Annotated in this window: 23 protein-coding genes; 10 read left to right on the forward strand and 13 right to left on the reverse strand. The window is 64.2% G+C overall.

All coding sequences use genetic code 11. The annotated features are described in order from the left end of the window. Window positions 1–56: 56 nt before the first annotated feature. Window positions 57–722 (forward strand): SDR family oxidoreductase, encoded by a 666-nt coding sequence (locus BTO20_RS33750; RefSeq protein ID WP_087080507.1) that lies wholly within the window; start codon window positions 57–59, stop codon window positions 720–722. Between the two features lie 99 nt (window positions 723–821). Further along, window positions 822–4,277, forward strand: coding sequence for a serine/threonine-protein kinase (locus BTO20_RS33755; protein ID WP_087080509.1), 3,456 nt, complete (start codon window positions 822–824; stop codon window positions 4,275–4,277). Window positions 4,278–4,301: 24 nt separating this feature from the next. Here the strand turns inward: BTO20_RS33755 and BTO20_RS33760 are convergent, their stop codons facing one another. Then, window positions 4,302–5,012 (reverse strand): 3,4-dihydroxy-2-butanone-4-phosphate synthase, encoded by a 711-nt coding sequence (locus BTO20_RS33760; RefSeq protein ID WP_087080511.1) that lies wholly within the window; start codon window positions 5,010–5,012, stop codon window positions 4,302–4,304. A 211-nt stretch (window positions 5,013–5,223) separates the two neighbouring features. Here BTO20_RS33760 and BTO20_RS33765 point away from each other — a divergent pair, with 211 nt between their 5' ends. Further along, window positions 5,224–5,760 (forward strand): TetR/AcrR family transcriptional regulator, encoded by a 537-nt coding sequence (locus tag BTO20_RS33765; protein ID WP_157680391.1) that lies wholly within the window; start codon window positions 5,224–5,226, stop codon window positions 5,758–5,760. A 46-nt stretch (window positions 5,761–5,806) separates the two neighbouring features. On the opposite strand, the gene BTO20_RS33770 is transcribed toward BTO20_RS33765, so the two are convergent. The 3 genes from BTO20_RS33770 to BTO20_RS33780 all read right to left on the reverse strand — a co-directional run bounded on the left by BTO20_RS33770 (window position 5,807) and on the right by BTO20_RS33780 (window position 9,231). Further along, on the reverse strand, window positions 5,807–7,279 hold the full coding sequence (locus BTO20_RS33770) for an APC family permease (RefSeq protein WP_157680392.1): 1,473 nt from the start codon (window positions 7,277–7,279) through the stop codon (window positions 5,807–5,809). Window positions 7,280–7,545: 266 nt separating this feature from the next. Further along, window positions 7,546–8,400 (reverse strand): mycofactocin-coupled SDR family oxidoreductase, encoded by an 855-nt coding sequence (locus BTO20_RS33775; RefSeq protein ID WP_087080516.1) that lies wholly within the window; start codon window positions 8,398–8,400, stop codon window positions 7,546–7,548. A gap of 60 nt (window positions 8,401–8,460) precedes the next feature. Continuing rightward, window positions 8,461–9,231, reverse strand: a complete 771-nt coding sequence (locus tag BTO20_RS33780) for an SDR family NAD(P)-dependent oxidoreductase (protein ID WP_087080518.1) — start codon at window positions 9,229–9,231, stop codon at window positions 8,461–8,463. Between the two features lie 303 nt (window positions 9,232–9,534). Between BTO20_RS33780 and BTO20_RS33785 the strand changes: the two genes are divergently transcribed. Both BTO20_RS33785 and BTO20_RS33790 read left to right on the forward strand, forming a co-directional pair. Next, window positions 9,535–10,080: a flavin reductase family protein gene (locus tag BTO20_RS33785; protein ID WP_087080520.1), complete on the forward strand. Its 546-nt coding sequence runs from the start codon at window positions 9,535–9,537 to the stop codon at window positions 10,078–10,080. Continuing rightward, the gene (locus BTO20_RS33790; RefSeq protein WP_087080522.1) at window positions 10,077–11,165 is read left to right on the forward strand and encodes an LLM class flavin-dependent oxidoreductase; all 1,089 of its coding nucleotides are present in this window, start codon (window positions 10,077–10,079) and stop codon (window positions 11,163–11,165) included. The genes BTO20_RS33785 and BTO20_RS33790 overlap by 4 nt, the downstream gene beginning before the upstream one ends. A gap of 261 nt (window positions 11,166–11,426) precedes the next feature. Here BTO20_RS33790 and BTO20_RS33795 read toward each other — a convergent pair whose 3' ends face one another. Next, a complete protein-coding gene (locus BTO20_RS33795) occupies window positions 11,427–11,666 on the reverse strand; it encodes a hypothetical protein (RefSeq protein WP_087080524.1) in 240 nt (79 codons plus the stop codon). Between the two features lie 207 nt (window positions 11,667–11,873). On the opposite strand from BTO20_RS33795, the gene BTO20_RS33800 reads away from it, so the two are divergent. Beyond that, window positions 11,874–12,563, forward strand: coding sequence for an MspA family porin (locus BTO20_RS33800; protein ID WP_087080526.1), 690 nt, complete (start codon window positions 11,874–11,876; stop codon window positions 12,561–12,563). A 172-nt stretch (window positions 12,564–12,735) separates the two neighbouring features. Then, window positions 12,736–13,653, forward strand: a complete 918-nt coding sequence (locus BTO20_RS33805) for an undecaprenyl-diphosphate phosphatase (RefSeq protein WP_087080528.1) — start codon at window positions 12,736–12,738, stop codon at window positions 13,651–13,653. Here BTO20_RS33805 and BTO20_RS33810 read toward each other — a convergent pair. From BTO20_RS33810 to BTO20_RS33820, 3 genes are read right to left on the reverse strand one after another with little or no spacing between them, the layout of a single operon-like run. After that, window positions 13,640–14,992, reverse strand: coding sequence for an aspartate aminotransferase family protein (locus BTO20_RS33810; protein ID WP_198344165.1), 1,353 nt, complete (start codon window positions 14,990–14,992; stop codon window positions 13,640–13,642). The genes BTO20_RS33805 and BTO20_RS33810 overlap by 14 nt on opposite strands. Further along, a complete protein-coding gene (locus BTO20_RS33815; protein ID WP_198344166.1) occupies window positions 14,989–16,038 on the reverse strand; it encodes a phosphotransferase in 1,050 nt (349 codons plus the stop codon). Before BTO20_RS33815 ends, BTO20_RS33810 begins: the two co-directional genes overlap by 4 nt. 24 nt (window positions 16,039–16,062) lie before the next feature. Continuing rightward, complete coding sequence (locus BTO20_RS33820; RefSeq protein WP_087080534.1) at window positions 16,063–16,764, reverse strand: M24 family metallopeptidase; 702 nt, start codon at window positions 16,762–16,764, stop codon at window positions 16,063–16,065. Window positions 16,765–16,876: 112 nt separating this feature from the next. On the opposite strand from BTO20_RS33820, the gene BTO20_RS33825 reads away from it, so the two are divergent. Next, window positions 16,877–17,317: a low affinity iron permease family protein gene (locus tag BTO20_RS33825; protein ID WP_232490933.1), complete on the forward strand. Its 441-nt coding sequence runs from the start codon at window positions 16,877–16,879 to the stop codon at window positions 17,315–17,317. Window positions 17,318–17,330: 13 nt separating this feature from the next. On the opposite strand, the gene BTO20_RS33830 is transcribed toward BTO20_RS33825, so the two are convergent. Together BTO20_RS33830 and BTO20_RS33835 are read right to left on the reverse strand one after the other, a co-directional pair. Beyond that, the gene (locus BTO20_RS33830; RefSeq protein WP_087083062.1) at window positions 17,331–17,966 is read right to left on the reverse strand and encodes a PAS and ANTAR domain-containing protein; all 636 of its coding nucleotides are present in this window, start codon (window positions 17,964–17,966) and stop codon (window positions 17,331–17,333) included. Between the two features lie 424 nt (window positions 17,967–18,390). Continuing rightward, window positions 18,391–18,843 (reverse strand): Hsp20/alpha crystallin family protein, encoded by a 453-nt coding sequence (locus BTO20_RS33835; RefSeq protein ID WP_087083064.1) that lies wholly within the window; start codon window positions 18,841–18,843, stop codon window positions 18,391–18,393. 151 nt (window positions 18,844–18,994) lie between these two features. Here BTO20_RS33835 and BTO20_RS33840 point away from each other — a divergent pair, with 151 nt between their 5' ends. After that, window positions 18,995–19,300 (forward strand): MerR family transcriptional regulator, encoded by a 306-nt coding sequence (locus BTO20_RS33840; protein ID WP_087080536.1) that lies wholly within the window; start codon window positions 18,995–18,997, stop codon window positions 19,298–19,300. Window positions 19,301–19,330: 30 nt separating this feature from the next. Here BTO20_RS33840 and BTO20_RS33845 read toward each other — a convergent pair whose 3' ends face one another. Continuing rightward, window positions 19,331–19,981, reverse strand: coding sequence for a TetR/AcrR family transcriptional regulator (locus BTO20_RS33845; RefSeq protein ID WP_157680393.1), 651 nt, complete (start codon window positions 19,979–19,981; stop codon window positions 19,331–19,333). A gap of 104 nt (window positions 19,982–20,085) precedes the next feature. Further along, window positions 20,086–20,766, reverse strand: a complete 681-nt coding sequence (locus tag BTO20_RS33850; RefSeq protein ID WP_087080538.1) for an alpha/beta fold hydrolase — start codon at window positions 20,764–20,766, stop codon at window positions 20,086–20,088. Between the two features lie 82 nt (window positions 20,767–20,848). Between BTO20_RS33850 and BTO20_RS33855 the strand changes: the two genes are divergently transcribed. Next, the gene (locus tag BTO20_RS33855) at window positions 20,849–21,541 is read left to right on the forward strand and encodes a DsbA family protein (RefSeq protein WP_232490934.1); all 693 of its coding nucleotides are present in this window, start codon (window positions 20,849–20,851) and stop codon (window positions 21,539–21,541) included. Window positions 21,542–21,557: 16 nt separating this feature from the next. On the opposite strand, the gene BTO20_RS33860 is transcribed toward BTO20_RS33855, so the two are convergent. Further along, entirely contained in the window at window positions 21,558–24,539 is a 2,982-nt protein-coding gene (locus BTO20_RS33860; protein WP_232490935.1) for a protein kinase domain-containing protein, read from the reverse strand. Between the last annotated feature and the right edge of the window lie 26 nt (window positions 24,540–24,565).

The following is a 24,565-nucleotide window of genomic DNA, read 5'->3' on the forward strand; positions in this document are numbered from 1 at the left end:
CATGGCGGCGGAGCGCATTTGTGCTTTGTCACCGCTACCAGGGAAAGGAACCGAATATGCACAGCCAACGGGTCGCTCTGGTGACCGGTGCATCGCGAGGCATCGGCGCCGAAATCGCTCTCCAGCTCGCTCACCCTGACATCCACGTGGTCGTCGGCTACCGGTCGAACACCGAACGCGCCGACTACGTCGCGGATGCCATTCGCTGCGCGGGAGGGCATGCCTCGACCTCCGCCGCCGACATCTGCGACGAAACGGCAGTCGCCGCGATGATCGACGACGTCGCGACCCGCTTCGGCCGACTCGACATGCTGGTGCTCAACGCATCGGGTGGACGACAGTACTGCACCGAGCCCGGCCCGGCCATGCACCAAAACCGCGACGCCCAGCGCCGTCTCGCGCGGCTCGCGCTGCCCCTGATCCCCGTCGGCGGCCGTATCGTCTTCGTCACCAGCCATCAGGCGCACTTCTACCCCTATAAGGCAGTCCCGAAGGGGTACGCATCCATCGCCGCAGGCAAGCGCGCCGGCGAGACCACCCTGTACGCGATGCGCAAGGAATTCGACCGGCACGGAATCAACTTCACCGTGGTGTCCGGCGAGGTGCTCTCCGACTCAGCGGTCGACTTCGCCGCGGCCGTCGCCGACGCTGCGACCTCCCCCGGCCACCCCGCCATCGTCTATGTCAGCGGGCCCGAGCACCTGACGCGCCAGCCGGCATAACCGATCTCTCCGAGTCCGCGTCCGCCGGCAAAGCCAGAGATATCCTCTCTAAGGCGGCTGAGATGCCGCGGCGACGCCATGAGAGTTTCGAGGCGAACGATGGGCCGTAATGACCCGCTGCCGACGCAGCGGGATCTGCCAGCCGGGATCCCGGCGGAGCTGTCGGCGGCCGGTTACGAGGATCCCGAGGAAATCGGCCGCGGCGGGTTCGGCATGGTGTACCGCTGCACACAACGCGCCCTGGGCCGCACTGTCGCGGTGAAGGTCCTGACCACCGATCTGGAACCAGACAATCTCGAACGGTTCATGCGCGAGCAGATCGCGATGGGCAAGCTGTCCGGCCATCCGAACATCGTCAACATCTTCCAAGTCGGCACCACCGCGACCGGCCGGCCCTACATCGTCATGCAGTACCACGCGCACGGTTCACTCAACGCCAAGGTCAGCGACACCGGACCGGTCGGCTGGCAGGAGGCGCTGCGCATCGGAGTGAAGATGGCCGGTGCGTTGGAGACCGCACACCGTCGCAGCACCCTGCACCGTGACGTCAAGCCGGCGAACATTCTGCTCACCGAGTACGGCGACCCGCAGCTGACCGATTTCGGCATCGCGCGCGTCATCGGTGGATTCGAGACCGCCGACGGTGCCATCACCGGCTCGCCCGCCTACACAGCGCCCGAGGTGTTGCTCGGGCAACCACCCGAGGTCACCTCCGACATCTACAGCCTTGCTTCCACCTTGTTCAGCGCCGCGACCGGCCACGCGGTGTTCGAGCGTCGCGAAGGCGAGCAGATGGTGGCCCAGTTCCTGCGGATCACCAAACAACCGATGCCGAACCTGCGGGATTCGGAGCTGCCCGCCGACATGTGCACGATCATCGAACGGGCGATGTCGCGCAACACCAAAGACCGTCCGGCGAGTGCGGCGGCCTTCGGGGAGCAATTGCGCGAACTGCAACGCCGTCACGGTCTACCGGTCGATGACATGGCCATACCGGTCCCGGCACCGGCGAATCGGTCGGAGCCGTCGGCGTCGCCGCGCACACCGTTCAGCGGGCAGCGGGTACGAACGTTGACGCCACCCGCCCCGGCCACCCGGTTCAGGCTGCCTATGTCGACGAAGACGCTCGTCGAACGGGCCCGCCTGATCGAGGTGCTGCGCGCTCAACGCGACAAGAAGCTCACGGTGATCCACGGGCCGACCGGTTTCGGAAAGAGCACGTTGGCCGCTCAATGGGCGCAGCTGCTGAAATCCGAAGGGGCCACGGTGGCGTGGCTGACCGTCGACCACGACGACAACAACGTGGTCTGGTTCCTGTCCCATCTGATCGAGGCGATCCGCGCGGTGACGCCCGCGCTGGCAGCCGATCTCGGTGAGGTACTCGAGGAACATGGGGACGAAGCCGAACGCTATGTGCTGACGTCTCTGATCAACGAGATCCATCAAAGCGGCACGCGCATGACCCTGGTGATCGACGACTGGCAGCGCGTCACTGATCCCGCGACCATCGGGGCGCTGCGCTACCTGCTCGACAACGTCGCCTCCGGTATGACCATCGTGATCACCAGCCGCAGCCAGAGCGGGGTGCCGATGAGCCGGATGAGAATGCAGGATGAACTCGTCGAAATCGACGCCACAGCGCTGCGTTTCGACGTCTCCGAGTCTGAGAATCTGCTGGTGGAACTCGGTGGTCTCGACCTCGACCCGACCGATGTGGAGGAGCTCACCGCCAAGACCGACGGCTGGGTGGCGGCCCTGCAGCTGGCCTCGCTGTCACTGCGTGACCGCGACGACCCGGTCGAGCTCATCGGCACTATGACCGGCCGGCACCACATGATCAGCGAATTTCTCGCCGAGAACGTGCTCGACACCCTGGAACCGTCCATCCTCGACTTCCTGCTGGCCACCTCGATCACTGAACGGATCTGCGGGGATCTGGCGTCCGCACTGACCGGTGTGCCCGATGGGCTCGCGATACTCGAACAGATCGAGGAACGCGACCTGTTCCTCCGCCGGATCGACGACCAGTGGTTCCGCTACCACCAACTGTTCCTGGACTTTCTGCAGCACCGGCTCGGTCGCGACCCGCAGCGGGTGGCACGGCTGCACCGGGCGGCCTCGGAATGGTTCGCCGAGCACTTGCTGATCAGCGAGGCGGTCGACCACGCGCTGGCCGCCGGCGACGAGCAACGCGCCGTCACCCTCGTCGAGCAGGACGGCCTCTCCTTCGTCGCCAACTCCCAGATGGCCACACTGATCGGGCTGGCGGGCAAGCTGCCCGCTGCTGCCGTGCAATCGCACCCGCGCCTGCAGCTTGCCCTGGCATGGGCCAACATCGTGCTACATCGGATCCCGACCGCCGAACAGGCTCTCGCACTGGTGGATACGACGCTGGAAGATTCCGGGCTGTCCGCCGACGAGATCGCCGACGTGCAAGCCGACGCCGGTGTGGTACGCGGTGTGGTGGATCTGCGCGCCGACCGGCTCGCCGGTATCGACGAACACATCGCGGCGGCGATTCGACGCCGGGACCGGCTGCGCCCGTTCAGTGTCGCGTCGGCGGCCAACGTGGCGACCTTCGCGGCCGCTTACCGCTACGACCTCGACGAGGTCAATCGGATCCAGGACTGGGCGGCGCCCTTCTACGCGCGCAGCGGCGACGCGTTCACCATCGTCAACGGCCTGTGCTTCACCGGGATGGCACATCACCTGATGCTCGACAACACCGCAGCCGAAGCGTTCTTCCGCAGAGCGCTGCGAATCGCCAAGCGGTCGGGCGGCATTCATTCCTACACCGCCCGGCTGGCCAGCTCGTTGCTCGGCGAACTGCTTTATGAGCGAGGCGATCTCGATGAAGCGACGCGCCTGCTGGACGAGAGCTACAAGCTCGGGCCGGAGGGTGGTTCAGTCGACTTCAAGATTTCCCGGTACGTGATCAACGCCCGGATCAAGGCCCTGCAGGGCGATCGGCTCGCAGCCGCCCAACGTCTCGACGAGGCCACCCGCGTCGCACGGGCGCTGTCCCTCAACCGGCTGCGTGCGCTGGCCGAGCATGAGCGCATCCGTCTCGGGCTGCCTCCGCATCCGGAGTTCGGTCCCATGCCGGTGACGTCCTATGACGCCCGCCGCCAACCTGTCGACGCGATGGACGAGATCGCCGTGCAGTTCGAAGAGGCCTCGGCGATCCGCATGCTCATCTCCGGCGCCGATCCGGCACAGCGCGAACTCGCCTGCCGCTGGGCCCGGGAATGGGTGGAGCGGCTGGCCCCGCTGAACCGGCCGCAGGCGATGCTGCGGGCGCGACGCCTGCTGGGTGCCTGCCTGGCCGCCGACGGACGGACGGCCGACGCCAAGGCCGTCGTCGTAACGGTGGCAGCACAATGTGCCCAGCTGCGGATGTTGCGTTACCTCGTCGACGGCGGCCCTCACGTGGTCGCCACCCTCGCTGCGCTGCGTTCCGATCAGCAGGCGGGGCAATGGAATCCGGCGTGGCCCGAGGTGCCAGCCGATTTCCTCGACCAGGCGCTCAACGCCGCTGCACCGCAACGGGTGTGATGCTGTGGGTTAACCCGAACACGGCTAGCTGACGATCGCGCCACGCGTTCGACCAGACAAACCGCCGGGCGGTCGACTCGGCCAGCTGTAGCCGTAGAACGCTTTTCTCACCGCATGGCCGTCGACATAGTGATACCCCAGGCGAGAGGCGATATCGATCCCCTCCTCAGGCGTCGCCACTTCGCAAGGACGCTCGACCGACATCAGGGTCGTAAAAGCGCCGGCCGCCGATGCATCCTCTGCCAACGATGCCAACATGAGGACAATCTGCGGCGTGGCCGCAACACCGCCGACCACCAGATCACCTGCGACGGGTACGACATGCCCGGGCCGCCTGAAGTCCTGCGGCACGCTCTCACTGTCCGCGAGCCGTCGCAGTGTCTCACCGCGGTCGCGCGCGGATATACCCGTCCCTGTCCCATCGGAGGCATCTATGGCGACATGGCAGCCCGGACATCGCGACGCCGCATCTGCGGGCATCGGCGGGATTCGCAGCTCGGCGAGCCGGTTCTGTTTCATGGCAACGAAAATCAGACCAGACCCATGCCGGATCATGGCGGCAGTCGACGACACCGACGCGATACGTGCATTGAGCGTCAGCGCACACGACGTTCCGTGCCCGACGACCACGATGTCGCCGTCGAGGAATCGCGTCAGCACATCCTCGAAGCTCTTGGCAAAGCGCTGGACCCGGACCGGGGCGAGTTCATCGATGTCATCGACTGAGGTGGCCATGAGCTGGTCGTTCGTATCGCCTTGGACATGACGAGATGGTCTCTGATGCAACACATCAGCTCCCGGCCGACGTCAGGACCACTGATCTCGGACTGGTACCGTGTTGTCTGAACAGCTGTTGAAATGGTGTCGCGGGGAGGGGGAGAACGTGCCTCGAGCCGGTCAACGATCGGAACCCACGAGAGCGGCGTTGCGTCAAGCGGCTCTCACCGTGGCTAGTGAATACGGCGTCAAAGGAGTCACTCACCGCCGGGTGGCCTCGGTGGCGTCGGTAGCGCTCGGTTCTGCGAGCTATCACTACGAGAACATCGACGAGCTGATGTTCGAGGCGTTTGCGGCGTGGGTTCAGAGTCAGACCGACCGGTTCATGCCGCCATTTCAAGCGGCCGTCGATGAAGACACGCTGGTGGCCGCCGTACTGAACCTCATCGATGTCATGTACGGCGACAAGCGCGACAGAATTCTGCTGTTCGAGATCTACGCCCATTCGGTGCGGGATCCCGCGTATCACCGCTTGGTGGAGAACTGGTCGGTGTCGACCCGCGCCGAGTTGGCCCGGCTGTACAGCACCGAAACCGCGCAGCGTCTGGAGGCTGCCTGGGAAGGCGTAGGGGTTCAGCTCATCATGGGCGGTTCCCTGCAATCCGCAGAGGATGCCGAACCGTTCATCCGTCTTGTGCTCAGCCAGGAGAAGGCCAAGACGCCGCGGCGGCGCGCCACGCAGAAGCAACCGTCGAAAACTACCTGACACAGGCACGTTCTCGATATGTTCACTGGCCCGGCTGGTCGACGTCTCATGCATGGGCGTTCTCCGGAGTCTCGGGTTCACCACCGATGCGGCGGTAGACCTCCGGCCGGGTACGCCGCCACACCAGCGCGAGAACACATCCGAACACTGCCAATGCGAGGATGAAGAGCTGCAGACCCAGCCCCACTGCGAAGTTGCCGCCCACCAGCAAGGGGAAGTAGTAGCTGCTGATCGACAGCATCGCGATCATTCCGACCAACCCCAGGCCGGGTGCGATGAGCGTATTCCAGGCTCGCTCCTGATGACGAATGCGCCGGAAATAGACCAGAACCGCCAGACATGTTGTCGCCATCAAGACCAGGATCGCGTAAGTGCCGATGCCGAACATCCACGAATAGAACGTCACCGCGTCGACATCGACAAACACAAACGGCAGCGTCAGCAAGAGGGCGATCGTCGATACCGTCGCCGACGCCGTCGACGGTGACCCGTGGTTGGCGTCAACGCGCCCGAGGAACGATGGCAGAACACCGTCACGGGCCAGCGCAAACGTATAGCGCGCCAACGGATTATGAGCAGCCAAGGTCGCCGCGAACAAGCTTGTGACCACCATGCAGGTCATGATCTCGGCAACAACATTGCCGGCGTAGAACCGTAGGCCGGCAGCGAACATTCCGGTCGAATCGGCCTTGGCGGCGTCCACCGCGCCGTTCACACCGTAGAACGTCACCAGCGCCCATGACGAGAACACGTAGAACAGGCCGATCAAGATGATCGCCAGGTACGTCGCGCGTGGCACCGTTCTCGCCGGGTCCCTGACCTCGGCACGATAGATCGCCGTGCCCTCGAAGCCGAGAAACGTCGCACTGGCGAACAGGATACCCACGCCGACCGAACCCGAGCTGAATGCCGATGGCGTGAACGACTCGAACTGAAACCCGTGCGGCCCACCGGTTGTCGCGACGCAAACGTTGAACACCAGAACGATGAGCACTTCGATGACCATCAGGAAGCTCAGGATCTTGCCGGACAGTTCGACATTGAAATGGCCCAGTGCAGACACTGCCAGCCAGAGGACGATCGCCCAGACCCACCATGGCGCGAAGGCCTGCCCAAAGAGCGATACCAGCAAGACCTTTACCGAGTCACCGAAGAACGCATAGGTTCCGACCAGCAACGTCAGATAGCCCAACTGCGCCAGAAAGGCCGCCGGCAGTCCGATCGGCTTGCCCAAGCCGCCGGTGATGTAGGCATAGAAGGCGCCGGTACGGGGAAAGTTCCGCACCATGGTGGTGAACCCCACCGCGAACATCAGCAGGATAAGCCCCATCAACGCATAGGTCATCGGGGCACCGACGCCATTGCCTTCCGCAATCACCAGCGGCACAATGCCGGCGACTGCGCCCAGCGGAGCCGACATCGCCAGCACGGTGAGGATGAGCTTGGTGACCGTAAGGTGCCCGACCAACTGCTCGGGCGCAGTGCTAGTCCCGTCCGCCGGATCTTGAGTCGTGGTCATATCGATGCAGTCTCCTTCACGGGCCGGCATGCGCTGAATGTCACTTTGAACAAAAGTTCAATACTTGGGAAATATAGGCTTCGGTGTGACCTACGTCAATGCCCATTTGGGCTGTATGTGTTACCGGTGGCATGCACGCGAACGGTTGAAGCGGGATGGCACGCGCGACCGATCGCCCACGCCATCACGCTGACCCAAAGCAGCGGCCGGCGATCAGTAATCCGTTTTTTACCAACATCTTTGAGGAACAGAACAGGCTGCGGAAATCAGCGCACGGGATTGTGGTTATAGCCCGTGAGCAGCATGTGCCCGGCATCGACCAGCAGGGTCGTCCCAGTGATCCGGGCAGCCAGGTCCGAGTTCAGGAAGACAGCGGCGTTGGCGATGTCGATCGGATCAAGCAGCGCCGTGTTCTTCAAGACGTTGAAGCGATGCCCGCCCTCGACGAGATCGTCGCGGGTGCCACCCGGGTGCCCCGAAATGAGGTCGTAACCGGGCTGATTGTCGAGCATCGGCGTATCAACCGCCCCGGGGTTCACGCTGTTACAGCGGGGGCCGTGCGGGGCCAATTCCAGCGCAACGCTCTTCATCAGTCCCAGCACTCCGTGCTTGGCCGCCGTGTAATGCGCGTAGATGCCGCCAGGCTCCAGACCGTCGACCGACGACGTCATCACGATCGAACCCCTCTGCCGGTCGATCATGTGCGGGGCAACGGCTTTGGCCGAACGCCACACCCCCGTCAGACAGATGTCGATCATGTCCGACCACTGGTCGTCGGACAGTTCCCAGAAAGGACCCGTGGCCCAGATTCCCGCGTTCGCGACCAACGCGTCCAGTTGGCCGAACTCGGAGATCGTCTTCGCCACCGCCTGGTCCAGGTCAGCTTGCGACCGCACATCGCCGACGAACTGCAAGGCCCGGCGTCCGGCGGACTCCACCAAGGACGCCGTCTCTTCCAGATCCGCGCGGTGGGCCAGCGGATATCCGACCGTGTCGATGTCGTGTACGCAGTCGAACAGTGCGACATCGGCGCCTTCACGCGCCGAGGCGACAGCGTGCGCCCGGCCCTGTCCTCGCCCGCCGCCGGTGACGAACACCACCTGGCCATCCAGCATGCCCATACCCAAAATTCCCTTCCACAAGGTTCCGTACACAGTTGCGCCGGCGCCAGCCGGCGACTCCTATCCCGCGGTCGAACCGCCATCGATGGGGTAGACGCCGCCGGTGCAGTACCTGGCGCGCCCCGAGGCAAGGAACAACACCAACTCGCTGACCTCTTCCGGCTGAGCGATGGTCGAAATAGGTTGATTGGCAACCCATTCATCGAAGTCCCAATAAGGATTCGTGGCCATGATCTTCTTCTCTTCATCGAGCATGGGCGTGTCCACGCATCCAGGCGCGACAGCGTTCACCCGAATGTTGTCCGCTGCGTATGTCAACGCAGCCGACTTCGTCAGACCGACGACGGCAAACTTGCTCGCGATGTAGGCGGCGTACCCCCACGATCCGACGAGCCCCATCATCGAGGCTGTGTTCACGATCGCACCTCCACCGCGGCGCCGCATCGCGGGTACCGCGGCCCGCATGCCCTGGAACACACCAGCGGCATTGGTCTGCATGACGTTGTTCCAGGTGTCATCGGTGCACGTGTCGACGGGTTCGCAGGCGACCACGCCGGCATTGTTGATCAGAATGTCCAGACCGCCGAACACACTTTCGGCCCGTGCAACTGCGGTATCCCAGTCCCCACCATCGCGGACGTCCAGGTGCTGGTAGACGGCTTGTCCGCCCTTCATGCGGATCTGCTCGACGACACCTTCGCCCAGGTCATCACGGAGGTCGGACACCACCACACTGGCACCGGCTTCAGCGAAGCGCAGCGCGTGCGCGGCCCCCTGCCCGCGAGCCGCACCTGAGACAAGGACGGTCTTGCCGCTGAACTCTTGAATCACAACACTTCTCCATTCCAGTGCATGGCCTTGACGGCACCGCACGTCCGACCGGCCGGCAGCTCAGGCCACCTTGTAGCACTTTGAACTTTTGTTCAAGTAATGAACTTCTACATCGTCGCTTCAGTCGCACCCACTGTCAACCCCCGGTTCCGCCCATGCCGCTCAGGCGGCTCGTCACATTAAGTCCGTGAACCGCAACGACTTCCGAAGTGCCAGTTGACGTGATGCGGACACTCCGGTAGCTTCATTGCAACATTGAACAAATGTTCACATTAAGGCGCTAGCGCCGTTCGGGAGATCTCCATGAAACGAGACAAACGTCCCCCAGTCACCGAGTCAACGCTGCGCACGGTACTGGGCCACTTTCCGACCGGAGTGGTAATCATCACTGCCACAATCGAATCCGATCCGGTCGGGATGACGTTGCAATCATTTCTGTCACTGTCGATCACTCCACCGCTCGCGCTTCTCTCAGTGTCGAAGACTTCGAAAACCTGGCCACAGATCGCAACCGCCAGGCGCTTCCTAGTAAATATCCTGAGCGAGGAACAAGGATCGCTCGCCCGGCAGTTCGCGCGAACGGCGACCGACAAATTTCGCGGCGTGGACTACACGTCCGCCCCTGAACTGGGTGGCCCACTGCTGGCCGGAACAACCGCGTGGGTCGACTGCTCCGTCGAGGCTGAGCACGACGGAGGAGACCACACCATTGTTGTGGCGCGCATCCTCGAGGCTTCTGCGCCTACCTCCAGCGGTGCGACTCCGGCTCCGCTGATCTTTCATCGTTCAGGCTTTCCCCGCCTGCACGCCGATCGTCACAACCAAATCGAAAGGATACCGGCACAATGAGATTCGGTGTTTTCAACATACCCTACGCACTGGGCTATTCCGCCGGTCGGCGCACCGCCCGGCAGGTGATCGACTGGGATCTCCAGATCACCCGATGGGCCGACGAATACGGGCTCGACGAGGCGTTCTTCGCTGAGCACTACACATTGGGAGATGAGCCCTCGCCGGCACCTGACCTGATGATCGCCGCAGCATCGCAACTGACGTCGCACATCACTCTTGGAGCCGCGGCCCACCTACTGCCCTACCACAATCCGATTGCCTTGGCGCACCGCATGATGTGGCTCGACCACATGACCGACGGCCGCTACATCGCGGGCGTGGCACCGGGGGCCTACCCCAGTGACGCTCAACTGTTCGGTACCGGCAAGAACAACCCGAAGATGCTCGTCGAGGCTATCGATACGATCGAGGCCATCTGGACAAAACCGGGACCCTTCACTATGACCGGTGAGTTCTACTCGGTCGATATGCCGGCCTTCGATCCGGACATAGCCGGTCCGCACCTCAAACCCCGTCAGCAGAACGGGATTCCGTTGATGATCACGGGAATGCAACCAACCTCACCAAGCTTGACCGAAGCGGGCAGACGTGGCGCGATACCGATGAGCCAGCAGGTCCACGAGTCCGTACTCGTGCAACACTGGGAAACCTACTCCAAGGCCGCCACCGATGCGGGACGAAGCCCGGCCCGCGCCGACTGGCGCATCTGCAGGGACTACTTCGTCGCCGAGACCGACGACGAAGCCTACGACCGGGTGTACAACGGCGCCCTCGGAAAGCTGTGGGGTGAATACAACATCCCGACCTTCGTCAACAAGCTCCACATCGGTGACCTGATCTCCGGCGGCACCATCCCCCCTGAGGATCTGTCCATCGAATGGATGGTGGACAACTTCCTCATCGTCGGTTCGCCCGACACCGTGATCGGGAAGATCGAAGACCTGTACAGCAAGCTGGGTGGTTTCGGAAGTCTCGTCACCTTCACCCACGAGTACTGCGACGAGCCCGAGACATACCGTCGAAGCTTCGAACTCATGGGCACCAAGGTGCGGCCCGCGCTGACTCACCTCACCGGCGAGTAGCCCGGTAGTGCGTTCGGATCGGGCCGCCCGATGCGGCGCGATCCGAACGCACGGCGGGGTTGTGGCCATCGAGGAATTCGCCAGGCTGGCTCGCTGGTCGGTGTTCTGAGCCTCAACTGTCGATGCACCGCACCACTCAACGGGGGTCAGATCCAGTCGCGTCGCGAGTGTGAACTGTCTGCGAAAAACCCGCCCGCATTTCGCAGTGGACGCACACTCGCGACGGCAATAACCGGTTGCTAGTCGGCTGCACAGCATCGCTCAACGACAGTGAACCGTCAGATTCTGGCAGACCATGCCGACGTCGTCCGAGTAGGTGTATGGACCGCCTCGGTCACTCGGGTCGACCGACAGGGCGGGCGTGGACGACACCAGTTGGTCGAGGATCGATGGGATCACCGGCACTGAAGGGTCGGGCTGCGCATGTGCCAGGCCGCTGCCCGTCGTAATGGCCAGGGCGCCACCGGTCAGCAGGGCGAGCGCCCACTTGCGACCGTTCATCACATCTCCTCAATGACACCGCCCCACCAGGCGTTCTCTTCCACGATAGGGCGCGTGTGCCGATTACGCACAGGGTTGGACCACTCACCCGCCCTGGCCACATCCCATCTCGATCACGGCGCCATAACGACTGCGCTCTCAGTACCGAGCGTCGGCCAAGCGACGAATCACCGCAGGTCTAGCGTATCGGCCGTGAATCCATCGACCATGGGTTTCCGCCGCGCCGCGGCTTTCGTCGTGTGCGTCGCCCTCGCCGCGACCATCTCACCTCCCGCCGCGGCAGATCCAGACCCCGCCGCTCCGCCACCGGACGCTGCCCCCGCTGCCGACGGCAAAGTGACATCCGGCGAGACGGTCAGCGTTCACACGCCGGACGGCTGGTTTCTGACGCTCGGAGCCATGGACGAGGCTCAGGTTCCGGTGCCTCCGTTGACGACTGCTGTCTCATCGCGTGAATACCTTGCCAACGGCACGTTCACCGGGACATTGGCCGGCCCGGGCGATCCCCAAGGACTGTTGGAGGTCGGCTATGAGATCGGGTGTGGCGTCGACATGAGCACATCGAACGGTGTGACGATGGCCGGCAGCGCCGGGCTCACCCCGTCGGTCGGGCTCTCCGGTCCCATCGGTGCACTGCCGACGACGGTGGTGCCCGTGATCGGCACGCCGGTCAACGGCGTCATCACAGTGGGCCTCAAACCCGGCATCATCATCGTGGTTCCGGTGGACAAGAAGGAATTCAAGAGCGCCAGACCTTGGATCATGATCAGTAACTTTCACGTCAAGATCGACGGGTGCGTGGGCCAGTCGTTCATCCGCTCGTACGCGACCTTGACGCGGCGGACCGACGAATCCGACGTCGTGTTGTCCTACGTAGGCGTCACGACAACCGTTTGATCTGGTAGCAATCCGGGTCCAGGCACCTCCCTGGTTCCCTTCAGCGAAAGCTCAGCAAGGGCCACCTACGGTGGTTCAGGTTGCGGTCACCGATCGCACCGACATCAACTCAGCGCCTGGGCATGGCCCCACCGTCGAGCGCCGGCGAGGCGTCGACCGAAGGGAACCTCGCGTGTCAGCACACCTCAGTTATCTGGAGGCGCTCGTCGTCGGCGCTCTGCAGGGTGTCACCGAACTGTTTCCGGTGTCCAGCCTCGGCCACTCGATCCTGATCCCCGCGCTCGTCGGCGGCCAATGGAGCCGCGACCTCGACGTGTCCGCACCCGAATCGCCCTATCTGGCATTCATCGTCGGGTTGCACGTCGCGACCGCATTGGCACTGCTCGTGTTCTTCTGGCGGGACTGGATCGCCATCGTCCGCGGCCTGGTCACGTCCATCCGCTATCGGCGCATCACCGAATCCAACGAGCGGCTGGCCTGGATGATCATCGCCGCGACGATTCCCGTGGGCGTCGCCGGCCTGGCCCTCGATCATCTGTTCCGCACGACGCTCGGCAAGCCGGTGCCGGCCGCCGTGTTCCTTGCCATCAACGGTGCCGTTCTCTACGGGGCTGAGCGACTGCGACGCCGCGCAACCGTGCTGACCGCCACCGATGCGCCCGGCGCGGCCACCGCAGGCGGCCTGCTCACCGAAGCCGATGTGCGGATCAGCAAAATCCCCATGGCGCGCGGTGTGGTGATCGGCTCGGCACAGGCTTTGGCGCTGCTACCGGGGATCAGCCGGTCCGGTGTGACCATGGCCGCCGGTCTCCTGCGCGGCCTGTCGCATGAGGACGCCGCACGGTTCTCGTTCCTACTCGCGACACCCGTGATCCTCGCGGCAGGCGTGCTGAAGATCCCCGAGCTGTTCGGTCCGCAGGGCAGCGGCATCGGGGGCCAGGTGTTACTGGGCAGCATCGCATCGTTTGTCAGCGCCTACCTGGCCGTGCGCTTTCTGACCCGCTATTTCGAAACCCGCACCCTGACTCCGTTTGCGATCTACTGCGTGGTCGCCGGCCTCGGCAGCCTGCTCTGGCTCACGGCGCGCTGAGTCGCGCGGACCCGCCCGTCAGCACCTCATCGAGAGCCGTGACGAACAAGTCGGCGTGGTCGACGGTGAACGGCAGCGGTGGTCGGATCTTCAAGACGTTCTGCTCCCGGCCGGAAGCGCTGATCAGGATGCGGTGCTCTCGCAGCTCGTTGACCACGGTCGCGGCGGTGTCGGCATCGGGTGACCGGCTCTCGCGGTCGTTGACGATCTCGGCGGCGACGAACAGTCCCGCACCACGGACGTCGCCCAGCACGCGGTGGCGTCCTGCCAACTCGTGCAACCCCGCCATCAGCCGCGCGCCGGCCGCGCGGGCATTGTCGATCAATTGTTCGTCCTCGATGACGTCGAGCACCGCCGTCGCGGCCGCGATACTGACCGGATTGCCACCGAAGGTGTTGAAGTAACGGATATCTCGACCAAAACGAGCCATTACGTCGTCGCGGCCCACCACCGCGGCAATCGGTATGCCGTTGCCCATGGGCTTGCCGAGCACCACGAGGTCGGGGTGCAATCCGTGTCGAGTGAAGCCCCACCAACCGGCACCGAGGCGCCCGAATCCCGGCTGCACTTCATCGGCGATCCACAACCCCCCGGCGGCACGGATCACCTCGCCCGCCGGGCGGAGGAACCCGGCAGGGTCGGCCTGCACGCCGTCACTGGACAGCACCGAATCGACGATCATGCAGGCGAGCCCGAATCCTCGCTGGGCGAGAACATCGACGGCCTCCCGGACCCGCTGCGCGAAACGCTCGCCCGCCTGATGCGGCGACTCACGATAGAAGTCGGGTGCGTCGACACACACCACGTGAGGGGGAATCTCGTTGTTGGGTCCCAGACTCGGCGAGATCTCGGCGGCCGCGGCAGTGCAGCCGTGGTAGGCGTGCGACGTACAGATGATGCCCTGCACACCGGTCTGATAGCGGGCGGTGCGCAGCGCGAGGTCGACGGCTTCGCTGCCGGTGCACGTGTAGACCACTTTCGACAGCTCCGCGGGAAATAGCGCCAGCAGTCGTTCGGAGTAGGCAACAAGGGGTTCGGTGAGATAGCGCGTGTGGGTGTTGAGAATTCCCAGCTGCTCACCGACGAGCTGCTGCACGTGTGGATGGCTGTGCCCGATCACTGGAACGTTGTTGTAGGCGTCGAGATACCGGTTGCCGTCGGCATCGTAGAGCCAGACGCCGGAGCCACGCACCAGCGCCACCGGGCGCCGGTAGAACAGGCGATAGCTCGGTGCCAGCACCGCCTCCCGGCGCTCGGCGAGGGCGCGGCTACCGGGGTCGAGCTCGGCCGCTCCGATGCCGTCGTAGGCATTGGCCATATGCATTGGCTGCGAATTCATTTCGACTCCCTCCGGGGTTCGGCGTCGCACATCGAGCGCAGGTGCGCACCGGCCGTTCGAGGATCGATGGTCAGCAGACGCTCGAGGGTCGGCAACGTGTGGCGCATGCGCATGCTGCCGTACGCGGTCGGGTTGGTGCGGGCCCGGACGGTCCATGTCAACACCTGCACGCACAATCTCGCCGCCGCGAGCGGATAGATGACGTCGATTTCAGCCCGCGCCAACGGGACGACAGCGTGGTAGCCGGCGACCACATGCCCCAGCGCCCGCAGCGGATCGTCCTTGCGCAGCATCGCATATGCCCCGGCGATCGCGGGCTCCGCGACCCGAGGGCCGCACAGCGCATCGTTGAAATCGAGCACGCCGGAGATTACCTGCACGCCATCCCGCAGCTCGACCAGGACGTTGTTGTCGTTGAGATCCTGGTGCACCATCACCCGGGGCAATTCGCGCAGCACAGGCTCGATTTCGCTGAACCAGCCGAGCACCGTGGCGGCGCCGTGACTGTCGATGAGTTCCGGAGCGGCGGACAGACATTCATGGATTGCTTCGCCGGAGCGCGTGACATCCCAGTGGTGCGTAGCCGGGAAATTCGGCGCGGCGAAACCGTCGAGGGCCAACGTCACCCGGGCGGCAGTCGCACCCAGTTGTCTCAGCAATGCCGGCGAATGCTGCGCAACCTTGTTGAGCTCAGTCCCACTGACCCAGTTGAGCACCCGCAGCACGCCGTTGTCGGCGCCCGACTCGAACGGCACGTGCAGGCTGCCGTCGGCCGCACGCACGATGGTGGGCACGGCGACACCGAGGTCTTTGCCGAGCAGGTGCAGCAAGATTGCTTCCTGCCACTGCAATTCCGCGGCGTTCTGCACGGGCAGTTGAAGCCTCGCCAGATAGGTGGCGCCGTCCGCCGTCGTCAACCGGTAGTTGCGGTCGATCTCACCGCCCAGGAAGGTCAGCGCGTGGACCTGCATACCGTAGTACCGGTCGACCAGGGTCATCACCAAGGGAATCTCCGCGCCCGCGGGATCGCTCGGCGTACTCGTCATCATGCCCCTACACCGCCTGCACGATCACGGCAGGTCGAGCAGCTCTTCGTAGAAGCCCCCGAACCCACGGTTGCGGTCGACGAGATGCACTTCGAGGATCCAGTGACACTCGTTGCCGGCCCGGTCTTTTCGCCGCATCGGCCTGGTCGATCCGGGCGCGACATAGGACTCGATGTCCTCGCCGTCGATCTTCTCGTGCGGAAACTCGCCGACCAGGTGCCCGGCGATGACCCCGCCGAAATCCCATCCCGCATCACGGCTGGTCGCTACGACGAAGTCGTAGAGTTGCTCCCCGGTGACCTGTGGCTCGCTCCTGAAGAACTCACGACCCGCCCGCCATACCTCCGGTAGTCGATCGAGCAGTTCGAGCTTGCGGGGGTCGTCGCCCAATACATACGTTCGGCCGAAATCAGCTTCCCACTCCTCGAATATGGGGCCGAAATCGAGGAAGACGACGTCATCTTCGGTCAGCCGGCGATCGGGCGGGTTGCCCCGGAAAGTCTCCAATGTGTTGCTCCCCGAACGGACAATGCGCTTGTGCCAGTGCCCCGTGACGCCGAACATCGCGGCCGCCAAGTCGTGAATCTCGTCGGAGAGAGCCCGCTCGCCGATACCGGCCCGGACCATGCGCCGGTCGCTGATTTCCGCGAACAGCTTCGCTGCCATGTCTTGGGCTTCGATCAGCTTCGCGGCCCGTACAGGCTCTCCGACAGTCGGTCGATTCATTGGTCGATGCTATAGCGGACACCGGTGGCGAGGTTTATTTCGCTTTGGGTGGGGAATTCACGCCAATCAGCGCTGCACAGCGTTCGTCGGGTTGTGGACGAAGGGATCGGACATGGTCGCTGTCGAGGGTTCGGCGGGGCGCAACGGGAAGAGCCGTCCCGGCGAACAGGATGTCATGCCGTCGAACAGCAAATCGGGCCTCTCGCTGTTCGACAGGTTCGCGACGGGTGCCAGTTCATTTGTCTCCCGGGCGTGGTTCTTCCTGGGCTGTGTGCTCCTCGTGGTGGTTTGGGCACCGACGTTTGCTTTTCTCCAGCTCGACACGTGGCAGCTGATCATCAACACGGTCACCACCATCATCACCTTCTTGCTGGTGGCACTGCTGCAGAACACCGAGCGTCGCGCCGACGACGCGCTTCAGCAGAAACTCAATGCCATCGCCGAGGCCCTCGGCGATCTCATGCACCACCTGCGAGACGATCCCGACGCCGAAGACGACATCAAGGAGTTGCGAGCAGCCGTCGGCCTCGAAGATCGGGAAAGCGCGGACTGAGCCGGGATTGGCCTTACGACGCTGCTTCGGGGTTCGCCGCCAGACGTTGATGCACCGTCAGCAGCACGTGGTCATAGGTCGACTGATCAACGGTCTCCCGAGCCATGTCCCGCAGGTCGCTGCGCAACTGCTGGGCCAGGACACGCAGCTTGACGTTGTGCTCTTGGGACAGCCATTTGAGCACATCGAACGCCACGTCTTCGTCGACGTTGTAGATGAGCATCAGCATGCCCTTGACCTGTTCGATGCTGGCGCGATTCGTGGCGATTTCGGCTACGCGTGCCGTGACAAGGTCCTGCCGCCGACGCTCGGCGTCCACACGCTGATCCTCGGCGGGCGTCACGTCGACGTAAAAACCGTGCGTGCCGATCACCGCGCCGTGATCATCGAAGAACTGATCCCCGATCACCATCACCCAGTGCACCGCACCGGCAGTGTCGATGATGCGGTGCCTGCTGCTGAGCGCACCGCGGGTGTTCATGATGGCTTCTATGGTGTCGGCGACCTTTTCACGGTCGTCGGGGTGCTTGTGCGACAGCACCAGTTCGGTCGTGGGCACCACCGTGCCGGGCGCATAGCCGTGCAACCGCGCAACCTGCTCTGACCACTCCCAGCGCTGCTCATCGAAGTAGAAGCGAAACCACCCCATCGGCACCGGTGTCTGTCCAGCTAGATCATCGGTCACGACCTCGATCACATCGGCCTCCGCTACGCCCGCACTCCTGGAGACTCCAATCCCGGAAATGGACCTGCCATCACCAGTCCCAGCCATGATTCCATCCTAAATATCTTCGGGGAAGCAAGCGTTGTTTCATATCAGAATGATCGTCGCCCAACATGTTTCGCTTCACAGCCTTTCGTCAGGAGCGGATGGTCGATCGGCCGGGACGCCCTGTGCGAGTGGGTGGCGGCGCTGCCGCCACCCCTCTCGCTCCACCGTGGTGGTCTCACCCCCTTCCCGATGTGCGGTTACTCAGCGGGACGGCCGGGGCGCTGGGCCTTGAGAACGTCCGAGCCATCCAGCTCCCCGGGGCGCCACGCACCGCGAAATCCGTTGACGCGTGCGCGGCCGATCAGGCGTTGATGGATTCTCTGGGTGACGAGGAGTCCGCGTCCACGATCACGTTGTCGCGAGGTCGGTCGACGACGATCTTTCGGGGTTTGGCCTTGTCCGCCACCGGAATTCGTAGCTGTAGCACCCCGTCGTGATACTTCGCGGCGATCTTTCCCGTATCCAGGTTGTCACCGAGCACCAACTGGCGCGAGAACACCCCTCTGGGCCGCTCCGTGGCGAGCATCTCCCGGTCGGGGTCCACAGGCGCACGCTCCGCGCGCACCGTCACCACATTGTGCTCGATGTCCAGATCCAGCGAGTCCTCCGCGATACCGGGCAGATCGAACTCGACGATGAACTCTTCACCATCACGCCAGGCGTCCATCGGCATGATCGCCGGGCGCGCTGCCGTGCCGAGCACCTGCTGGGCGAAGCGGTCCAGGTCCCGGAACGGATCAGTACGCATCAGCATGGTGGCCACCTCCACATATCCTTTCCTGTTCTGAACGGAAGCCGACTGATAATCTGTGCCAGTCGGCACAAGTTTTATATAGCACCACGACAGATGAGAGGCAAGTAAATTGCCGTCCCAAGATCTCTCCGACACTGGAAGCCCCCGATCGGTGGGTGACAACAGGCACCGGGCCCGCGGTGCGCCGGCCCCAGACCACGGCGTATACGGCATCTCCGTCGCCGCCGAACTGTCCGGCGTCCCCACGCAATCCCTGCGGCTATGGGAGCGCCACGGCCTGCTGTACCCGAGCCGCACCGAAGGAGGCACCCGCCGCTACAGCGCGGACGACCTCGCCCGGGTCCGGCGCATCGCGGCATTGGTGGCCGCGGGTGTCAACATCGCCGGCGTCGCCCGCATTCTCGATCTCGAAGACGACAACTCCGAGCTACGGCAAATCATCGACCGGCAAGAGTAGGGACAAGACAAGGCTCAGCCGACGACTGCGCTACACCTGATCAGCCACCGCGCCGCTCAGCTGCCAGAGTTTGTTACCCATCAGCAGCTCAAACTGGTCGACCATGTCACCGAGAGGCTCACCGCTGCTGACGTAGCCGACGTAGAAGCCCATCCCCCACATGGCCGCGAGCAACATCTCGACGGTCTCACCGACGTCGGTGTTGACGACCACCTGGCCACGGTGCACGGCGTCGTCGAGGGCCCATGCGACGAACTCCCGCGAAGCCTGCAACGCATCGGGCGTGGAGTCGGCGAATTCCGGGTGCCGACGCGACTCGAACACCGTCGTCACCAGAAATGCCGCGGCAGCCGATTCGGCGCTCATGACCGCCGCGAAGAAGGTCGACAGCTTGGCCAACAGAGTCGACTGCTGCTGAGCCTTGACGACGGCGGGACTGATCACCGCGGCCGTCGTCTGCTCGACCACTGCGCTGTACAACTGTGACTTGCTGGCGTAATGATGGCAGACGGCTGGTCGGGTCAGACCGGCTCGGCGCGCGATGGTCTGGAACGTCGCGGCGTCGTAGCCGCATTCACTGAACACTTCGCGGGCCGCCTGCAGAATCCGGTTCCTCGTCCCTGCCGCCGTAGCTGTCGGTGGGCGACCTCGCCGACGCGGCGCGACGGACGGCCCCGTCACCTCCAGCAACGTGCCACGCTCGACTCATGGGGCTGGTTCGCAGCAGGCGTGTGAGCGGTCACACTCGCGTATCGGCGGCGGGGTTGCCCCGTGTTACATCGCCCTCAGGCTTCGGCCGCCGGGATGAGTTGGTCGACAAGCTCAACCGGATGCGACAACATCGCCATGTGCCCACCGGGTATGACGGCAGGTTCGATGCCCAGTCTTTCGGCCACCACCCGACGCATGAACGACTCGGGGAAGAAGCGGTCATCCCTGAACACCACGAACCGGGTAGGGATCGGGGGAAGATCTGCTGACAGCCACGGGGCCAGCGACGGCGTATCTGACTGCCTTCGCTCGACCTCGTCCGCGACCACCGCGGCGTCGACTCCGTTGTAGAACAGGGCATCCATGTCGTCGGGGTCGTACCCGCCAGATAGGGCAGCGGACCGCTGCGCGTTCTTCCACCCCGTCGCCGCCCACCAATCGTCGGGACGTTCCCCCGGACGCGGGATCATTGCCGAGACGTAGACCAAAGCAGACGCATCCACTCGCGTACAGGCGAGGGCTCCGGTGAAGCCGCCGAAAGAATGGGCAACGACGATAGGCCGCTCGTTGTCTTCACGCTGTTGGACATGTTGGGCGGCGACTACCTCCGCGTATGCGTGCAGATCCGCCGCATCGTCCTCGCAAGGCAGGTCAACCGCGATTCCACGGTGCCCGCGGTCGGCCAGCTCGGCCACCACGAACCGCCAGCAAGACGGGTCCGCGCCGCCGCCCGGGATGAGCAAGAACGTCGTCATTCAGCCAGCCCCGGCGTCAAACCTCGACTGGTCGAACGCACAGCGACATGATGGCATCCCCGCCTGGGACATGATGGTGATCATGAATGTGAGCCAGACTGGAGCCAGCTCGGTGAAGACGCCGGCATTTCGATCGATTCACATCGCGTTGGTGGGCCTGCTCGCAGCGCTGCTTGTGGTGTGGGGTCCCAACGTCGGTCGGGCGTACGCGGCCGACGCGTCGCCCGCGGGCGATGTCATCGCCCTCGGCGATCCAGCGGCGCCGGGCCAGATCGAGCTCTATCTCGATCCGCTGTGCCCCTTCAGCGGCAAGATGGTCCGAGACCAGGGCGCCGAGATCGGCCGACGCATCGAAGCCGGCAAGCTTCACGTCAACGTTCGCTTCGTCAATTTCCTGGAAAAGTACTCGGCCAGTGGCACTTACGACAGTCGAGCGATCTACGCTACCTACCTCGTCGCAGACCACTCGCAAACGAGCGACACCACGTGGCGCTTCATAGAGCAGATCTATTCCGCTGATCAGCAGCCGAAGGAGAAGGGCCCGTCAGATCTCAGCAACGATCAACTCGCGAGCCTCGCGGATCACGTCGGCGCGCCGCAGTCCGCGCAAGACATGATCCGGCTGGGCCTGCCCATCCCCTACGACCCGCACACCATCGCGACGAACAACCATGCACTGCTCAGTCAGTTCCCCGATCCCGGTGTGCCACTTGTCGTCATCGACAGCAAGGCCGTCGACGGTAACTCCGCCTGGCTCGACCAGCTGCCACGCTGACGATGTCGACGCCAGGTCAGCGGGTTCCAGGGTCGGCGTCCAGCGCGTAGCGCACTGACTCGTCGAGCCCGAAAGCACTACCCTCCAGCCAGGCTGAGTGGAATGCCGTCGCGCCGAGCGCCTCGCACGCGGACTGTTCACACTCGTCGTGGAAAGCAGCGAGGTCGGGAAGCGGGGACGGGGAAACGCCAGACGAACGGCCCAGATGCTCGGCCGCACCCAGAAGCACCGCCGCACGATGCGGGTTTCCTCTGGCGTTCGCGATCCACCCCAGCGCCTCCAGCAGAGCCGCGCACTGCCTGGCGTCGTCGACCAGTTGTGCAAGCTGAATCCCTTGCTGCAGTAGCTGTTCAGCCCGATCGACGTTGCCGTGTCGCCACCACCCGATCCCGATGGACCACAACCCGTAGGACTGGAAGGCCGTCTCGCCGGCAGACACCGCGATGGCCAATGCCTTCTCCTGCCAGACCAGGGCCCGTCCGGTGTCGCCGTGGGCTTGTAGCACCCAGCCTCGCAGCATCATGGCGGAAATCTGCACGATGGGGTCATCGCTCGCAGCGATGGCATCGTCGAGATGCGCTGCTGCGATGTCTAATTGGCTGTTCAGTACTGCGGCGAACCCCTCAGCGATGGAGGCCAGCCCGTTCGCCACGGGGTCGGCCAGTTGGGCCGCCAGCCCGCGCGCCTCAGTAGCACATCCAGCTGCGGTCGTGATGTCGCCCTGCCCGCCGGCAATCATCGCAAGCGCGTGCAGCGCTTTGACTCTGACGATCGTGGGTTCCTGAGGAACCGCAGCCAGACCTTGTTCCAGAGCTCGCCGCGTCTCGTTGAATGTCCCGTGGGCAATGCCGTACCACTGCAGTGCGACGATCAACTCCAGAGGGTCGCCGCCTGGGACCGTCAGGGCGAACTCCGCGGCTTCGCGGAAGTTGTGGATCTCGGCTTCGACGAACCGTATCCAGTCGAGCTGACGTGGTCCGAAAAAGTCGGCCGCGGCCTGGCCCGCCCACGATCGGTACCAGTAGAGGTGTCGCATCCGCAGCTCATGAAATTCGGCGACGTCCTCGATGCGGTCGAGGCCGTAATGGCGCAGCGTATCGATCAACCGAAAACGTACAGAACCTTCGGCCTCAGTCCTGATCACAACTGATTTGTCGACGAGCGCAGTGAGGATGTCATCGAAGGCTTCGGTCGAAAGGTCAGCGGCGCAGATGTATTCGGCTGCCTCCAACACGAAGCTCCCGGCGAATACCGATAGGTGTGACCACACACGTTGTTCCGAGGGAGTGCACAGGTCATAGCTCCAACCGATGCTGTAACCGAGGGTCTGCTGCCGTTGCGGCGCACCCCGCGTCGCGTTCGACAACAACGCATATCGATTGTGCAGCCGCTGCAGCAACTGCTCGGGAGACATCGCGCGCAAGCGCGCCGCGGCCAACTCGATGCCGAGCGACAAACCGTCCACCTTGGAACAGATTGCGGCGACCGTGCTCCTGTTCCCCTCCGATACGCGGAAGCCGGGTACAGACTGAGCCGCCCGCGCGGCGAACAGGTCCACCGCGTCAGATCCCAACGGCGACAGGCGCAGGATCGATTCCCCGGCGACCCCCAGCCGCTCGCGGCTGGTGATCAGCATCCGCAAGTCCGGGCAAGCTGACAGCAACCACTCCGCCAGTTTCGCTGCCGCATCAACCACTTGCTCACAGTTGTCCATCACGAGCAGCAACTTGCGGCAGGAGAGGAACTCGACGAGCACGTCCTGCTGCGACCTGACTAGGTCTTCGCGCAGCCCCAATCCCGCGGCTATCGCATAGACGAGCATGGAGGCGTCGTGGAGCTCACTCAGCTCGACCACGCGGACGCCGTCCGCGAACCTCCGCGACGCCTTTGCGGCGGCGCGCAACGCCAGACGCGTCTTGCCGACGCCGCCCACCCCGGTGAGGGTGACGAGCCGAGAGCGGGCCAGGAGGTCTCTCACCTTGGCCAATTCCGCGCGTCGTCCCACGAAGCTGGTGAGTTCGGGAGGCAGGCTTCCGAGGGTTCTCCCGGCCAGGCCCGACAGCTGCGGCCGGTCCGGATGAGAACTCTCCGATGTGGGTAACGCAGCAGTTCCGGCGCGGCCACGGCGGATGCGAGCAGCTCGCAGCATGTCGCGGAACGCGTCAGCGGCCGGCCGCTGCTCGGGTCGCCGACTCATTGCCGACTCGATGAGGCTCGCGACATCGTCGGGTATCCCGCTGACGCGAAGGTCGGGGGCCGGTTCGGTGGCGATCCGAAGAAACTGCGCCACCACCTGTTCTCCGCTGCGCCGCTCGAAAGGTACGTGTGCGGTGAGCGCGCAGAAGAGACTAGCTCCCAACGCGTAGATGTCCGAGGCATGGCTGGGCACGTTCCCGCCGAGGATCTCGGGGGCCGTGAAAGCTGGTGAGCCGGTGAATGTCCCGGTCGCGGTCTGGAAGCCGCCGGCAATCCTGGCGATACCCCAGTCGCTCAGTACCGGCTCGCCGTCATCGCTGTACAGAACATTGCCTGGCTTGATGTCGCGGTGCAGGATCCCCATCTGGTGGGCCGCGGCCAACGCCCCCGCGAGCTTCTCACCCAACTCCAACGCGTCGCCCACCGTCATCGCGCCGTGCCGGCGGATTCGGACGTCGAGCGAGCCCGCCGCGAAATACGGCATGACCAGATACGGGTAGCCACTGTCCGTTTGGCCGACTTGCAGGACGCTCATGATGTGGCGATGACCGGTCAGTCTGCCCATCGCCCGCTCTTCGCGCAGGAAGCGCTCCCGGTTTCCGTCGCCGACGTCGATGAGAACCTTGACGGCTACTGTGCGGTCCAGGTCGGGCTGACGACACCTGTAGACAATGCCGAACCCGCCACGACCGATTTCCAGCGCGTCGGCCAGCCCAGCGGCGCCCAACTCCGCCGCGACAGCCCTGCCGTCGCGCTGGGTCGGGAAGCGATCGCCGTCCACCATCGACTGCCTGCGATTCACCTGGGCGCGGATTCAGCGTATCCCGC

It is taken from the genome of Mycobacterium dioxanotrophicus (genome assembly GCF_002157835.1).
GTDB classification, from domain to species: Bacteria; Actinomycetota; Actinomycetes; order Mycobacteriales; family Mycobacteriaceae; genus Mycobacterium; species Mycobacterium dioxanotrophicus.

What these genes read in the sequence shown, in the direction of transcription:
- BTO20_RS33850 (WP_087080538.1), bottom strand. Translation starts at nt 20,766, where the DNA reads ATGACGACGTTCTTGCTCATCCCGGGCGGCGGCGCGGACCCGTCTTGC.
- BTO20_RS33775 (WP_087080516.1), bottom strand. Translation starts at nt 8,400, where the DNA reads ATGGGCATGCTGGATGGCCAGGTGGTGTTCGTCACCGGCGGCGGGCGA.
- BTO20_RS33855 (WP_232490934.1), top strand. Translation starts at nt 20,849, where the DNA reads ATGAATGTGAGCCAGACTGGAGCCAGCTCGGTGAAGACGCCGGCATTT.
- BTO20_RS33795 (WP_087080524.1), bottom strand. Translation starts at nt 11,666, where the DNA reads ATGAACGGTCGCAAGTGGGCGCTCGCCCTGCTGACCGGTGGCGCCCTG.
- BTO20_RS33755 (WP_087080509.1), top strand. Translation starts at nt 822, where the DNA reads ATGGGCCGTAATGACCCGCTGCCGACGCAGCGGGATCTGCCAGCCGGG.
- BTO20_RS33770 (WP_157680392.1), bottom strand. Translation starts at nt 7,279, where the DNA reads ATGACCACGACTCAAGATCCGGCGGACGGGACTAGCACTGCGCCCGAG.
- BTO20_RS33785 (WP_087080520.1), top strand. Translation starts at nt 9,535, where the DNA reads ATGAAACGAGACAAACGTCCCCCAGTCACCGAGTCAACGCTGCGCACG.
- BTO20_RS33760 (WP_087080511.1), bottom strand. Translation starts at nt 5,012, where the DNA reads ATGGCCACCTCAGTCGATGACATCGATGAACTCGCCCCGGTCCGGGTC.
- BTO20_RS33800 (WP_087080526.1), top strand. Translation starts at nt 11,874, where the DNA reads ATGGGTTTCCGCCGCGCCGCGGCTTTCGTCGTGTGCGTCGCCCTCGCC.
- BTO20_RS33820 (WP_087080534.1), bottom strand. Translation starts at nt 16,764, where the DNA reads ATGAATCGACCGACTGTCGGAGAGCCTGTACGGGCCGCGAAGCTGATC.
- BTO20_RS33810 (WP_198344165.1), bottom strand. Translation starts at nt 14,992, where the DNA reads ATGAATTCGCAGCCAATGCATATGGCCAATGCCTACGACGGCATCGGA.
- BTO20_RS33830 (WP_087083062.1), bottom strand. Translation starts at nt 17,966, where the DNA reads ATGGGGTGGTTTCGCTTCTACTTCGATGAGCAGCGCTGGGAGTGGTCA.
- BTO20_RS33790 (WP_087080522.1), top strand. Translation starts at nt 10,077, where the DNA reads ATGAGATTCGGTGTTTTCAACATACCCTACGCACTGGGCTATTCCGCC.
- BTO20_RS33825 (WP_232490933.1), top strand. Translation starts at nt 16,877, where the DNA reads ATGGTCGCTGTCGAGGGTTCGGCGGGGCGCAACGGGAAGAGCCGTCCC.
- BTO20_RS33750 (WP_087080507.1), top strand. Translation starts at nt 57, where the DNA reads ATGCACAGCCAACGGGTCGCTCTGGTGACCGGTGCATCGCGAGGCATC.
- BTO20_RS33835 (WP_087083064.1), bottom strand. Translation starts at nt 18,843, where the DNA reads ATGCTGATGCGTACTGATCCGTTCCGGGACCTGGACCGCTTCGCCCAG.
- BTO20_RS33815 (WP_198344166.1), bottom strand. Translation starts at nt 16,038, where the DNA reads ATGACGAGTACGCCGAGCGATCCCGCGGGCGCGGAGATTCCCTTGGTG.